This window comes from Paraburkholderia ginsengisoli NBRC 100965 (genome assembly GCF_000739735.1).
Taxonomy (GTDB): domain Bacteria; phylum Pseudomonadota; class Gammaproteobacteria; order Burkholderiales; family Burkholderiaceae; genus Paraburkholderia; species Paraburkholderia ginsengisoli.
Map to the genome: position 1 here is coordinate 316,477 of NZ_BBJF01000003.1, position 13,636 is coordinate 330,112.

Here is a 13,636-nt window from a genome sequence, read left to right on the forward strand (position 1 = left end):
TACATAGAGCGTTTGCAAGGAGTCGAAGTGAATCCGAAGGTTGCAAAGGAAGTGAATGGCCAGTACCTGATGAGTTCGGGCGCGGTTCTGCTTTTCGCCATCGAAAGTTCAGAGGGAGCCGACCGCCCGGAGTGCGGCAAAGCCCGCGCGCGCGAGATAGCAAGCAAGCTCTTCGGGCTGGCACGGACGTACGGTGATTTTCATCAGGAGGACGTGTTGCGCTCGCTCTTTGCGCGCGACGGATGGTCGGATCGTGTGGTCGATACTGCGCAATCCGCACTGCGCGGTGTGCCAACCGCCGAGCTTGTCAGAGCGCTCTCCAATGTCGGGAAGCTTGCTCAGTGACGAGGCGGGTGGTGTGAAATTCAGGGCAAAGCTGGAACCGAAGCGCCGGGCACGCGGACTCGACTGAGCGGCGGCACAGCGATGCCCATAATCGGGCCGCTGACGACTTTGCAGCACTGCGGTAATACCCAAGGGTAAGCCGGGGCGCGCGAGGCCACCGGAGGGCGCATAAAAGCGATTTGGTCAATCTTAGTGTTAGTGCTACTAAATAAATTAGGAAAACGATGGAACAAAACAACCGCAAACCGCCGCCCGAAATGGCGAGCAGCCTGCGTCGCCTGAAAGACGCGCGGGCCGTCCTGCGTGCCGTCGAGCAACGCACGCGCGTGCACCGTGACGCACCGAGCGATAGGGCCGCCGACGTGGCGAAGCGCCTCCAGGCGAATCAAGACGTGCGCACCGCCGTGATGGCGCTCATTCGCGGGGCGAATCGCGATGAGTGACCGCCCTACGAAAATGACACGTCGATTCGCGAAACGGGCCGCCAAGTGGAACGGCATCGCCGTGCGGTGTGGCGGAAAGCCGCTCGATGACGCGCGTGTGCAGGCCGCCTATGCCGCGCACGCGGCGCGGCAGGCAAGCATTCGCAGGGCAAACGACCGATTCGCCGGTTGCAAGCCCGTGACGGCTGTCGCGAAAAGCCTCGGCATGCGCCGCGATGACCTGTTTTCGTGGCTTCAACGCGAAGACTGGCTTCGGCGCGGCGAAGATGGGTGGCGCGCTACAGGCCGAGCCTTAGACGGCGAATGGGTCGTCATGCGCGGCGCGGGGGCCGTGTCGTGGCCGCAAATCACGGCGGTGGGCTTCCAGGAACTCGCCCGCCGCCTCGGCGTGAGCCGGGATGCTGACTCCGCAGCGTGAGCCTACGCGCGAGAATTTTTATACACGGTAACGCGCGGGCGCGCATGCGTGAGTTACGCGGACGCTGCCAGTGTTCGATGCAGCCGTCATTCTGCGCAGCGAAAGCTCCTCGAATGCTTGGCCGATGGCGACCCCAAACTCATGGCGCAAGGCTGAGTCGGCTAGTTGCGGTCATTCGACGACGCTGCTTTAATCGGTGACAATCGGAGTCGCTGGTCGATGATAAGCAGCCGGCCTGGCCAGCGAGGCAAAGAACAAACGACAAGCGGGGCACCATGAACAACAGCGACCAAGACAAGAGCGACGAGAATGCGAACCAAGCGGCTAGGCCGATCAAGCTGGTTACCGTAACAGCAGCTAACGGCGAAGATATGTCCGCCACGGTGGAAGGTTTCGCTCGTTTCATTGGCCTAGATCAAGTCGCGCCCGGTCGATACAGCTTGCTACTTGTATTGGCGTTATTCGGTGGCGCGCAATCGGGTATGTTGAATCCAGCCAAGGTTGTACATGAAATGCGCGCATTGGAGGGCATTGGTCCGCCGAGCAAACTGAAGGCAGCGATTCAGAACAAATATGCGCCGCTCAAGGGCTTATGGCATAAGCACTACCTCGAAGACGGCCCGCGTGCGATGGCGCTGAATATCCTGAAGGGTCTGAAAAGATACAGTATTCCGGTCTTTCAGCATCGTATTGATGAGGCGAAAGCTGCTGGTGAGGAACGCTACGTAACAGCGGAGGATATTGAAGCCATTTCCACCGATGCAGTGTATGGAAACTGGATGCGTCTAGCCGCCGCCGAAGCATTGACCGGTGAATGGATCATGTTCGCCCAGTACGAAGGCCAGAATTATTACCTTGCACTGGCAACGCATGACAGCAACACGCATGACCAAGTGCGCCAACAGATCGACGCGGTATGTTGTCAGGAATTCCCTTTCCTCGCCGACCTTCTAGCCAACGCTTGACTAGTGATTTAGGGCCATTTGCGTACGTTGACCGGATGACAGGGCAGTGTGAAAAATGGCCCGATAGCTAAAAATCACGCCCGCGTTGGCATCTCGCCACGCAATTGTCGGCTGTTGCTCGTCAGCGTTGCAAGCAATCGTAATGCCCTCTTTTTTGGGGGCCGCCACTGCCATCCTGCATGCCGCAGATTCTGGCAAGCAAGCCGTCGAATACTTTTACACCTGGCGCGCGCGTGGGCGGGCGCGCGCGAATAGCAAACTGCGTTTCGGCGGACCACAGTCGCGAACTGTCCGAAAACTGACAATGAGCAAGCCGGGGCGACTCCAAAGCGCTCGATGAAACCGACGGGCCGCGCCCCTGCTGGCGTGACACCTGGGGTTTTCTTACGCGACGTGCCTGCGCGCGGGGGCGCGCGAATATCCGATTGCTTGTCGGCGTGCAACGCCCGCGAACTGCCCGAAAACTGACCATTGGGCAAACCGAGGCGACACAGCATCGCCCGATGACAGCGCTCTGAATGTGCCGCTGCTGCCGTCATGCAGGAGTTTTCCGATGCCTGGGCGCGTGCGTGCGCGCGTAACAGGACCGGAGTCTAAGCGCAACGCTCGCGAACTGCCCAAAAACTGTCGCTTAGGAAAGCACGGCCAAGAGGCACGCCGGGCTGGGCTCACCATGTTGGCTCAACTAACGCGGAGTTCGCATGCAAGAATTGATCGATATTTTGAATGGTGGCGATAGCGCCGCTGACTTGGCGTTCGCCAAGCTGTATTTCGCAGCGTGGGGCGACCGGTCTGTTCGCCTTGCGCTCAACCGGGTTGCGGTCGCAGAGAAAGCACTGATCGACGAGGGCGCGCACTTCGAGGTCGCTGCGGCTGTGAATCAGTCACTCGCTGGCGGCGGCTCCGTCGCACAAATTCTGCGCGAGCGAGAGCTTCAGTTGATCCGCCAACGCGAGCTTTCACGCGCCGAGCGCGCCGTATTCATCGAGGCAGCGAATGCACGCCGCGCAGAGGCCGCGCCGATTCTGGCCGCGTGCGCACGGGAGCAACTCGAACTGGCGCAGACAATCGCCGCGCTCGAACTGGAAGTGAGCGCCGGTCGCGTCCACAACCGGCGCGAAGCTTCGTTGACCGCGATGCTGGATGCTGGTTTGACCTCCGAGCAGATCGAAGCCATTGGCGGTCCGAAGCCGACCGAAAACGAGCTTGCCGCGCAGCAAGCGAGCCTCGCAGCGATGCGGGCGCGCATGGCCCGCTTGAAAGCGTTTGCAGGGAGCGCGCCGTTTTTCGACCGGACACTGCTTGGCGACTCGACCGGGGCGACTAATGGCTGCCAGTGACTTTCTGACTGGACGGCCCCGCATCCTGAGTTCGCTCTGGACGGGGCTCAACCCAGCCTTGCTCGCGAAGTTCTATCCTCTCAAGCGCAACAACGACGGCGGATGGTCGCAGAGCACGGACGTGCGACAGATTTCCGAGGCGGATAGCTACTCGGTGGATGACGGTTTCGAAGTCCACGCGCCAATTACCGATGGCACCAGCGAGCTTTCTGCGAACTGGCACTCCCCATTTGAGGGCGCAGGCGCAGAGTCACAGGCTCCCACTATCTCGGCAATGCTTCAGTCCGGCTCGCTGACTCCGCAGTTGCAGGCGCTGTTTGGCATTCACGGCGATGACGCCAAGGCAGGCTCATCGGGGGTGCAGAACCTGCTCAATCAGGCGCAGGGCCGCACCGGCATTACCAAGCTGAACTCGACGCAGGTATTTAACGGGATGCCGCCCGTGAAGTTGTCGTTGACGCTGCACTTTCGCGCGCTGCTTGACCCGATCTCAGAGGTTCGCGATCCGATTATGCAGCTTAAGCAGTGGGCGCTTCCTGCTTACCTGGCCAGTGACAGCGTGGTTGCCGGGGCGCTAAAAAACGGCACGAACCAAAGCCCGCTTGAGACCATTTTTCCGTCCGTCGCGCCGCAGATCATCGGCATGCGCTACGGCGACCTGAATTATCAGCCGCTCGTTATCGAATCTGTTTCCGACCCGCTCACCGTGCCACGCGATTCGTCCGGCGCAATGATTGCCTGCACCGTGCAAATCACGCTTGGCACCCTCACGGCGCTCGACCGCCGCGACATTCAGACCATATATCTTTGACGGGGGCAGCCGTGTCTATCAGGTTCAGCAGGGAAAAATGGGAAGCGGTCCGGCTCGCCTACATCTCCGGCCAAACCGCAAAAGAATTGGAACGTCTTTACGGCGTTCCTGCCGACGCGATTCACCGAAGGTCATCCCGGCATCGGTGGGCCGACAGCGCGGGGGCGGCAGAAGCAATGCCTTGCCACGCGGCGGATCAACTGGATGCTACGTGTGAGCGGCTGGATGCCATTTGCGGACGGTTGGAGAATATTTTGGCGGCGAGGTCAACATGAGCGAGACCGATATCGAATTGGAACAGCAGCAGCGCACGCACGATGCTACGCCGCAACGCGAGCCCCGTGCGCCGATGACCGACGCGCGGCGTGAATTGCACGTCAAGCAGGCGCTCACGCGCTTCGTGCGCAACAAGAACCTGCCCGAAGAACTGGAAACGCTGCGCTACAACCTGATCGTCGCGCGCGTGCTATCGGGCATGACAGCGGTCGAGGCGGCGAAAGATTTCGGCTATGCGAATAGCACGCAACTGAGCCTGATCGAGTCCGGCGAGCGCCCGACGCCCAAGGATCACCAGTTCCTGCGGCAGGCGGCGCGCATTTATTCCGTGTCGACCGACTTCCTGCTTGGGCTCTCTCCGCACATGGAGTTCGACGCAAAGGTCTCGCACCAGCATGCGCTCATGCGTGGCACCGAGCGAATACTCGGCGGCATAGCGGCGCAGTTCACCACGGCCATGATCCAGTTCACCAACCAGACGCAGCCGGTCCCCGATGACTTCGAGCGCGTAGCGGCTGCAACAGAGCGCATTGAACAGGCAATCGCCGTTGCTCGCTCTCACGGGTTCGACGATGTGCGTGGTAGCGCAACGGTCGTGGCAGCGATGGACGCGCTGGGCCAGGCCGTCGAACCGATTCGCCGCAAGTGCAAGCAATTCCGCAGTATCGAAGGCTACTTTGACGACGTGCGCGAAGGGAAGCTTCAAGCAATCCCGTACCTCACCGAGCGATACAGCCCCCGTGACATTGCTCGCGATTTGCGGGCGGAGTGGGTCGCTCGATGAAATCCGACGACAAGGGCTTTCTGATTGCCGACAAGCCGCTAAACGTCGCGGACCTTTCCGAAGGGATTGGCGGCATCCGCAGCGATACGAGTGCAATCCTGGCGATGCTGAAATCGGGCATCAAGGATTCCGTCGCCCGTCGTCAGAAGGTGGCACAGTCCGCCGCGCCGCAGGTCGGCCCGCACGGCTCTCGCGCATCCACGGCTACCTCGCGCAGCATTGCGAGCGCGCCTGCACCTGACCGACTGCGCGACGCTCGCGGACGTTTCATCGCGGGCACGGCTGGCGTGAGCGCACTGACGCAGGCGGCGACCGCCGTCAAGACGCTAACGCGCCAACAGGGTGCGCAATACGCCGAAGCCAAGCGAGCCGAAGAAGCGCGCGACCGCGCGGGCGTGAGCAACGCAGCACAATCGCGTGATGCCCGTGGGCGGTTCGGATCGGGAGGCGGCAAGGGTGGCGCGGGTGGCGGCCACAACGATGACGGTTCTGACGGCAAAGGCATTGTCGCGAGCCTGAAGGGCTTGGGCTCTAGCCTGCACTCCACCGGCATCGATGTTGGTTCTTATGAAAAGCTCGATCCGACCGTGGAGGCGGGCAAGGAACTCAGCAAAATCGTGTCCGGCCCGTTCGGTGCGGTCGGCAAGCTGGGGAAGGCAACCATCGGGCGCGGCTTCGGGGTGGCGACCGGTAAGAATTCGCCTATCCCGTGGTATCGAAAGATTTTCGCTGAGCTACGCCTGACCCGCGAACAGGCGAGCGAGTTCAACATTGCGCAAGAGCGCACGCTGAAGGATATCGACCGAAAGACTGGCGGCGAGCACGACAGCGGCAAGGGCATTATCGGCTCGCTCGCGGGCATGCTTGGCGGCTTGCTAGGCAAAGGTGGCGGCCTGCTCGGCAAGGGCGGCGGTCTGATGAAGGCGCTTCTCGGTGGCGGTCTGCGCATGATGAAGGGCGGCGGTGGCCTGCTCGGCTCGCTCGGCAAGGGTGCGCTCGGGCTCGGAAAGATTGGCCTACGACGCCTGCCGCTGCTCGGCGCGCTGTTCGCGGGCGGCTCGGCACTCGCCAGCATTTTCGGCGACGACGACCCGAACAAGACCGCAGAGGAAAACCACACTGACCGCTTCAAGGGCGCGGGCTCCGGCATTGGCGCATTGATTGGAGGCGGCCTCGGCACACTAGTCGGCGGGCCGGTTGGCACCATGATCGGCGGCGTGATTGGCGATAGGGTCGGCGAACTTGTCGGCGAATGGCTCGCTACGGTCGATTGGTCCGCAGTGGGCAAGCAGATTACGGGCGCATGGGATGCAACGACCGGATTCTTCAAGGACTCATGGAAGACGGTAACTGACAAGCTCGGCGATATCGCAAAGACTGTCAGCGCCGCATGGAGCGTCATCGTTGATGGGGCGAAAGCCTTCCTGAAAGACAAATTTGGTCTTGACGTTGATGCCATTGCTCAGAAGGCGAGAGACGCGGCGGCGGCGGCGGCGGCATCCGCAAAAAAAGTCACCGCGCCAGTCGTTGAGTCCGTGAAGAAAGGCGCTCAGGTCGCCAAGGATGCAGGAAAGGCGGCGGTCGATTACGGCAAGGATCGCGTCGAGAAAATGGCCGAGCCGATCAAAGCGGCGGCGGCTAATGCCGTGGATGCAGCCAAGGGCGTATTCGGCGGCGGCTCGAAGGGCAACAAGGCTGCGCTCGTTGCCGAGATGAACAGTTCAGACATGACCAATGGAACTGAGCGCGCTATGTTCATGGCGCAGATGGACCATGAAAGCGGCGGTTTCCGCTCGCTTGAGGAGAGCACGAAGTACAAGCCCAAGCAGTTCCTCAAGCTTTTTGGCAAGCGCGCGGGCATCACGACTGAGGAGCAGGCGCAAGCCATCATCGACAAGGGGCCAGACGCAACTGCGGAGGCCATGTACGGCGGCGACTGGGGTAGAAAGAATCTTGGAAACACCGAGGCGGGCGACGGTGCGAAGTTCAAGGGGCGTGGATTCGTCCAGATCACCGGCAGGAACAACTACGCGGCGGCGGCAAAAGCAACGGGGCTCGACCTTATCGCTCACCCCGAACTGGCCGCCGATCCGGCGAACGCTGCGAAGATTGCTGTCTGGTTTCATCGTAGCCGCACGGGGCTTGTCGAGGCCAGCCAGAATGGCGACGTGCTCGCGGCGACAAAGAAGATCAATGGCGGGACCACTGGCCTCGATGACCGAAGCAGGCTGTTCAAACAATACCTTGCGGAAATGAACAATCCCGGCTTTTCGGCGGCGACTATTGCGGCTGGGAAGGTCGCGCCTGGCGTAGCGGTGGCAGCGTCTGTCGCGCCGTCCGTTGCACCGCCGACGGTGCAGGTAGCCGCCGCGACGCCCGTGCCGATTGCCCCCGTTCCGACCGTGACGGCACCGCCGATGAACGTTCCGCCGCCCCCGGCTGTCGCTGCGATTCCGGCGCAACTCAACACGCCGGGACCAATGGATGTACGAGTCACGAATAATCAGCAGGCCGGACAAGACCTGAGCGACCGACAACTCGCGCACATCGCGACGGGCGGCATTAGCGGAGCGTGAGCATGTCCGCGCGCGCCCGGCAGGAATAGAGCTTGCCGGGCGCGCCCGCCGAGCAACTAAACTGGCGGCGAGAGTAAGTCGTTGTTCCGTCTTCGCCGCGCCACTGAGCGCGGCTTTTTTTCGTCCGCTGAAAGCTGGGCCGCGCCCTATTTGTCGCTCAATAGCCGCATCATGGCGACGTGCTCGGCGCGCAATAGCCGTGTGGCCTCACCACGCAGGCGCTGGCCGGTTTGGAGGTGGGCGTGAATCTCTCGCGTGGTCGCGCCACGCATGTGCTGGCCCGTTTGAAGGTGGGTGTGAACCGCTTGCGTGGTTATCGCCCGAGCTTCTGAGAGCCGCCGCACTTCTCGCGCGGTGCGCAGGCGTTCCATCGTCGCTTCGATTGTTTGCGGCGGATTTCTAAAAATGAGTGGCATGGGGGCGCCCAGTGGTTCAGTGGGTGGCAGTTTGCGCCCGGCTGTGCGCTGCGATAGCGAGGTGCTTTCCGTCACTACTGTGACACGCCCGTTTGGCATGGAGTCGGTGCGCGTTGTCTTGATCGACGGTGAGCCGTGGTTCATTGCGCGCGACGTGGCGGCGGTGCTCGGCTATGCCGCGCCGGACAAGGCCGTTCGCGATCATTGCAAAGGGACGACTGAATCGGTCGCCCCTACGGCGGGCGGCGCGCAAACCATGAGTAGCCGCGAGACAGCGGAGCCGACCGGCAAGGGCCACGGCCATGTGATGCGCGATATTGATGACATGCTCGATGGCCTTGGGCAGTCCAAAGAGGGGTATATCCAAAAGTGGACACACCCCCAAAACAAGCAGGATTACGCGCCGCCGACTGCGGTGATAGGGATTACTTCGGCCTCGGGCTCCCGGAACGCATGGGCATTCGCGCGTGCGTCGTGAAGCGCGTGGTGTTGGCCCCCGTGGGTCGCGCGGTAGCTCTGGAGGCGCGCCGGGTCGATGCGTGCTGAAACATCCTCGGTACTCCATGCGCGCGGCAGTGGGCCGCCCAGCGCGAAGTAGAGCAATGGCAGGTCGTACTCAGTCCCGCCACCGTCACAGCACATCACAGGTGGTGGGTCGAGTGGGATTGCAGCGATCCACTTTCTCAACTCGTCACGGAGTCGCGCATCCGCCAACGCTCGCGCGGGCACCTTGCCGAGTTGCGGAAGTACGTGTGCTCGTACGAAGTCGCTGCACGCCTCGCGACTGAAGTCCGAGCGCTCGGCGTAGAACTCACTGCCGTCTTGGCCGACGATGCTGACGCTGATGAGTTCGGCGTTGTCGAGAGACGTGAACTCGGTATCAACGAAGTAGCGTGCCACGTTCGAGGCGCTGGTGGAGGCGGGCAATAGCGGGAGCACGGTCGCTCCCGCCTTGATCTGGCCGAGGTAGTCCGCCCACTTCTGCATCATCGCGCGGCGCTGGGAGAGGTGGGCAGTGCGGTTATATGCGCGCCCGAGTGGGTCTTTCACGGCGTGCGCAAGCTGGGCCTCGATGATTGCCGCCGACACGCCAAGCACCTCCTCAAGGATCGTGCGCGCCATTGCGCGGAAGCCGTGACCCGTCATTGTGGCTCCGTCATACCCGAGGCGGCGCAGTGCGCTGTTGACGGTGTTATCCGACATGGGGCGGTCTTTCGTCCGCACGCTTGGGAACAGAAATCGGCCGTTGCCGGTAAGCGCGCGTAGCTCGCGCAGAATGGCGACGGCCTGAGACGAAAGCGGGACGATGTGCGCGCCGCCAGCCGCCTTTCCCTGCTTCGTGCGCTTCATACGCTCACCTGGTATCTCCCAGGTGCCACCGTCCAGGTCGAACTCGATCCATTCGGCGGCGCGCAGTTCTCCGGGCCGCTGAAAAAGCAGCGGGGCAAGGCGTAGCGCGCACGCCACAGGGAGCGTGCCCTGATAGCCGTCTATTGCGCGCAGTAGTTCGGCAACCTGCTTCGGCTCGGTGATGGCCGCCATGTGTTCGGTCTGTGTGGGCGGGAGCGCGCCGCGAAGGTCGGCGGTAATGTCGCGCTGGGCGCGGCCTGTGGCGACGGCATAGCGGCACGCCTGCCCGATGTTGGCGTGGAGTCGGTGGGCGGTTTCGAGCGCGCCGCGTTTCTCGATCCGGCGTAGCACATCGAGCACATCCGTGGGCGCGAGGTCAGCAATAGGTTTGCCGCCGATCCACGGGAAGGCGTCAATCTCCAGTCGTCGGAGGATGCGGTCTCCGTGACTCGCTGACCATGTGGGCGCGTACTTGGCGTGCCACTCGCGAGAGACCGCCTCGAACGAGTTCTCTGCGTTCAGGCGCTGCGTGCGCTTTTCTGCCTTCTTCGCTTCACCTGGATCAATGCCAGTCACCAGCTTCTCGCGCGCCTCGTCGCGTTTCTTGCGTGCAGCCGCAAGCGACACGTCCGGATAAACGCCGAGTGCCAATAGCTTCTCTTTGCCCGCCACCCGGTACTTGAGCCGCCAGTAACGCTGGCCTGCGGGTGTGACGTGCAGGAACAGGCCGCCGCCGTCAAACAGCTTGAAGGGTTTCTCGGCGGGCTTCGCGTTGCGGATAGTCGTGTTGGTGAGTGGCATGGGGGTATGTAGATGCTGGGGTATGCTTGCTACCCCCGAAAATACCCCTAAATACCCCTTGCTGTCGATGGGCAAACTTTGCGGTGGATTGAAATAAAAAACCCGTGAAGCCTTGTGCTGTCACGGGTTTCTTGGTGTGGCTGGTGAAACTTTGGAGTGTATATGGTGGAGGCGGCGGGAATCGAACCCGCGTCCAGAAGCACTCTACGACCAGTTCTACATGTTTAGTTCTGTCATTTGATTTAACCCCAGTGACGCGGACGAACACGCTGCACTGAGGCGATTCACTAATTTTTCGACCCGGGCGTCGTGACACCGCCAAGGCTTAACTGACGTATATGACCTCTGTCGGTATTGCTACCGGTCTTGCGACACTAGCCCGTCAGTGAACTAGGCAGAGGACGGCGGCCCTTAGGCTGCCAGTGCGAACGTATCGTCGTTTGCAGTTACGTTTTTCCCATTGATTAACGAGGTGACGGGTCCTCGACATGCCCTAGCCGCTTCGCAACCCCTGTCGAAACCAGGTCGCCCCCGCGGTTCGTTGCTCATAATGTCTGAGCCAGACGCGGATTTTACAATAGATTGACGGCCGCGTCCTATCTCATTGGCGTAGCGGCCGCTGTGGCGCTGCTGCCGGCCTTGCCGGCTCAATGCGCGTCAGCAGATGTCGCGCAGCAGCTTCTGCAGTTCCGCCGGCGATTGCACGACGTGCTGCGCATGCCATTGCGTCGGCGGGATGTCGTTGCCGCAATAGCCGTATGCGGCCGCCACGGTCTTCATGCCGGCGGCAAAGCCTGCCTGCACGTCGCGCAGGTCGTCACCCACGTAGATGACACGTTCCGGCGCCATGTCCAGTTCGCGTGCGGCGTGCAGCAAAGGCGCCGGGTGCGGCTTCGAATGCGCAGTCGTGTCGCCGCTCACCACGCAGCCCGCGCGCTCCTCGAGGCCCAGTTGCGCGATCAGCGGCTCGGTCAGCCGAGCCACCTTGTTCGTGACGATGCCCCAGCGCACGCCCCGTGCATCGAGTTCGTCGAGCAGTTCGGGGATGCCGGGAAACAGCGTCGTCTCGATGCACAAATCCGCTTCGTAGTTGGCGAGAAATTCTTCGCGCATCGACGCAAACTCGTGGTCGTCCGGGCCGATGCCGAACGCCCCGCCGATCAGGCCGCGCGCCCCAGCGGACGCCAGCGGGCGCAGGTCTTCGAGCGGCACCATGTCGAGTCCGCGGTCGTGGCGCATCTTGTTGACGGCGGCGGCAAGATCGGGTGCCGTATCGGCGAGCGTGCCGTCGAGGTCGAAAAGCACGGCCTGGCAAAGACCGAGCGCGTCGTCGTTGTCTTCGCGTTGGGGCAGGGGGGTAGGATCGCTCATTGTTCGATTAGTCCGGCGGGTCGGGGCGGCTCAGGCGTCGCGGCGGCAAGCGAGCATGTAGTTCACGCTCGTGTCGGCGGACAGCGTGAAATGCTTGCCGAGCGGGTTGTAGACGATGCCTTTGATGTCGGCCGTGCGCAGACCGGCGGCGCGCACGAAGCTCGCCAACTCCGACGGACGGATGAAGCGCGCGTAGTCGTGCGTGCCCTTGGGCAGCATCCGCGCGATATATTCGGCGCCGATCACCGCAAACAGGTACGACTTCACGTTGCGGTTCAACGTGGAAAAGAACACCCAGCCGCCGGGTTTCACCAGCGTCTTGCACGCTGCGACGATCGCGGCGGGTTCGGGCACGTGTTCGAGCATTTCCATGCAGGTGACCACGTCGTATGTGCCCGGTTCGCGGGCGGCTAGCGCCTCGGCGGCGATTTCTTCGTAATTGACGGTTACACCACTTTCAAGGCTGTGAAGATCGGCGACGCCGAGCGCCTGCGTCGACAGGTCGATGCCTTTCACGTGCGCGCCGAGTCCCGCCATCGACTCGGACAGGATGCCGCCGCCGCAGCCGATATCCAGCACGTTCTTGCCCGCGAGATGCGCGTGGGCGTCGATCCAGCTGAGGCGGATGGGATTGAGTTCGTGCAGCGGCTTGAATTCGGCATTCGGGTCCCACCACCGATGCGCGAGGTCGCTGAATTTCTGTAGTTCGTGGGGATCGGCGTTGGTCATGGCGGAAGCTGCCTCGATGAGAGCGGTGAGCGGGCGCTCGAGGATAAACCCTGAGTATATAGGTCGAGGGACAGGGCGGCAAAAGGGCGGCGTGACGCGCGGCTACGGGGCCGCACGGACAGTGCTCTCGTCCACGGCCCGCAGGCCGCTGCCTGTATCGCGGCTCGGGCGCGCATAAAAAAAGCCCCGCCGGAGCGGGGCTTCGATACCGCGGCAATAAGGACCTTATTGCTTCGGCGTACCGACAACTTCGACTTCCACGCGACGATCCGGTGCGAGGCAGGCGATGAGTTGCTTGTGGTTCTTCTGGTTGCAACCAGTCGTGACCGGGTTGCGCTTGCCCTTGCCTTCCGTATAGATACGGTTGGCTTCGACACCCTTGCTGACCAGGAATGCCTTCACAGCTTGCGCACGGCGCATCGACAGACGGTCGTTATACTTGTCCGTACCGATACGGTCCGTGTGACCCGTTGCGACGACGACTTCCAGGTTGATACCTTGAATCTTCGATGCCAGTTCGCTCAGCTTGTCCTTGCCAGCCGGCTTCAGGATTGCCTTGTCGAAATCGAACAGAGCGTCAGCTTGATACGTAATCTTTTCGCTAGAGATAGCCGGTGCAGGTGCGACCGGTGCCGGCGGCGTCGGAGCCTGGGCAACCAGGGCGCCGTCGCACTTGGCGTTGGCCGTTGCCGGCGTCCAGAATGCATCGCGCCAGCAAAGCTCGTTCGTGCCGTTCATCCACACGTATTCGCCGGTACCATTCACCCAGTTGTCGTTCGTAGCTTGTCGCGACGCCGGCACCGACTGCGCCACGGCGGATGCAGCCATAACTGCGGTAGCTGCAATGAACGCGAGCTTTGAAAGTTTATTCATATTTCTCCTCTCGAAATTGAGATTACCGCAGGTTTACTGCGAGCCTGTTGACGAAGACAAGTCATACATTGCTCGAAGTATAACATTGGTGTGGAACAAAAAACGTGGTGTGTAGACTTCGAGCAGTGTCTAACTCTT

Annotated in this window: 12 protein-coding genes, 1 other RNA gene and 1 pseudogene; 9 read left to right on the plus strand and 5 right to left on the minus strand. The window is 61.9% G+C overall.

All coding sequences use genetic code 11. The annotated features are described in order from the left end of the window. Positions 1-27: 27 nt before the first annotated feature. From BGI01S_RS02485 to BGI01S_RS30815, 9 genes are all read left to right on the plus strand, one after another. Complete coding sequence (locus BGI01S_RS02485; protein ID WP_042321843.1) at positions 28-345, plus strand: hypothetical protein; 318 nt, start codon at positions 28-30, stop codon at positions 343-345. Positions 346-569: 224 nt separating this feature from the next. Beyond that, the gene (locus BGI01S_RS02490; RefSeq protein ID WP_042321845.1) at positions 570-788 is read left to right on the plus strand and encodes a hypothetical protein; all 219 of its coding nucleotides are present in this window, start codon (positions 570-572) and stop codon (positions 786-788) included. Beyond that, on the plus strand, positions 781-1,206 hold the full coding sequence (locus tag BGI01S_RS02495; RefSeq protein WP_157004107.1) for a phage antirepressor KilAC domain-containing protein: 426 nt from the start codon (positions 781-783) through the stop codon (positions 1,204-1,206). Before BGI01S_RS02490 ends, BGI01S_RS02495 begins: the two co-directional genes overlap by 8 nt. A 275-nt stretch (positions 1,207-1,481) precedes the next feature. Then, positions 1,482-2,171 carry a hypothetical protein gene (locus BGI01S_RS02500; RefSeq protein ID WP_198488106.1) on the plus strand — a complete coding sequence of 230 codons (690 nt, stop codon included), beginning with the start codon at positions 1,482-1,484 and terminating at the stop codon, positions 2,169-2,171. Between the two features lie 701 nt (positions 2,172-2,872). Next, on the plus strand, positions 2,873-3,511 hold the full coding sequence (locus BGI01S_RS02505) for a hypothetical protein (RefSeq protein ID WP_042321849.1): 639 nt from the start codon (positions 2,873-2,875) through the stop codon (positions 3,509-3,511). Then, the gene (locus tag BGI01S_RS02510) at positions 3,498-4,322 is read left to right on the plus strand and encodes a hypothetical protein (RefSeq protein WP_042321852.1); all 825 of its coding nucleotides are present in this window, start codon (positions 3,498-3,500) and stop codon (positions 4,320-4,322) included. The genes BGI01S_RS02505 and BGI01S_RS02510 overlap by 14 nt, the downstream gene beginning before the upstream one ends. 271 nt (positions 4,323-4,593) lie before the next feature. Beyond that, positions 4,594-5,382, plus strand: a complete 789-nt coding sequence (locus BGI01S_RS02515; RefSeq protein ID WP_042321854.1) for a hypothetical protein — start codon at positions 4,594-4,596, stop codon at positions 5,380-5,382. Further along, on the plus strand, positions 5,379-7,958 hold the full coding sequence (locus BGI01S_RS28885; protein ID WP_052400406.1) for a glycoside hydrolase family 19 protein: 2,580 nt from the start codon (positions 5,379-5,381) through the stop codon (positions 7,956-7,958). Before BGI01S_RS02515 ends, BGI01S_RS28885 begins: the two co-directional genes overlap by 4 nt. 477 nt (positions 7,959-8,435) lie before the next feature. Further along, entirely contained in the window at positions 8,436-8,852 is a 417-nt protein-coding gene (locus BGI01S_RS30815; RefSeq protein ID WP_217997656.1) for a BRO family protein, read from the plus strand. Between the two features lie 440 nt (positions 8,853-9,292). Here the strand turns inward: BGI01S_RS30815 and BGI01S_RS02535 are convergent. The 5 genes and pseudogenes from BGI01S_RS02535 to ompA all read right to left on the minus strand — a co-directional run. Next, positions 9,293-10,525: pseudogene (locus BGI01S_RS02535) on the minus strand (tyrosine-type recombinase/integrase); the annotation flags it as partial. 163 nt (positions 10,526-10,688) lie between these two features. Beyond that, positions 10,689-11,058, minus strand: a transfer-messenger RNA (tmRNA) gene (ssrA, locus tag BGI01S_RS29110). Positions 11,059-11,182: 124 nt separating this feature from the next. Continuing rightward, positions 11,183-11,896 (minus strand): phosphoglycolate phosphatase, encoded by a 714-nt coding sequence (gph, locus tag BGI01S_RS02540; RefSeq protein ID WP_042321858.1) that lies wholly within the window; start codon positions 11,894-11,896, stop codon positions 11,183-11,185. A 30-nt stretch (positions 11,897-11,926) separates the two neighbouring features. Further along, positions 11,927-12,625: a bifunctional 2-polyprenyl-6-hydroxyphenol methylase/3-demethylubiquinol 3-O-methyltransferase UbiG gene (ubiG, locus tag BGI01S_RS02545; protein WP_042321860.1), complete on the minus strand. Its 699-nt coding sequence runs from the start codon at positions 12,623-12,625 to the stop codon at positions 11,927-11,929. 225 nt (positions 12,626-12,850) lie between these two features. Continuing rightward, positions 12,851-13,498 (minus strand): outer membrane protein OmpA, encoded by a 648-nt coding sequence (ompA, locus tag BGI01S_RS02550; protein WP_042321863.1) that lies wholly within the window; start codon positions 13,496-13,498, stop codon positions 12,851-12,853. Positions 13,499-13,636 lie beyond the last annotated feature (138 nt).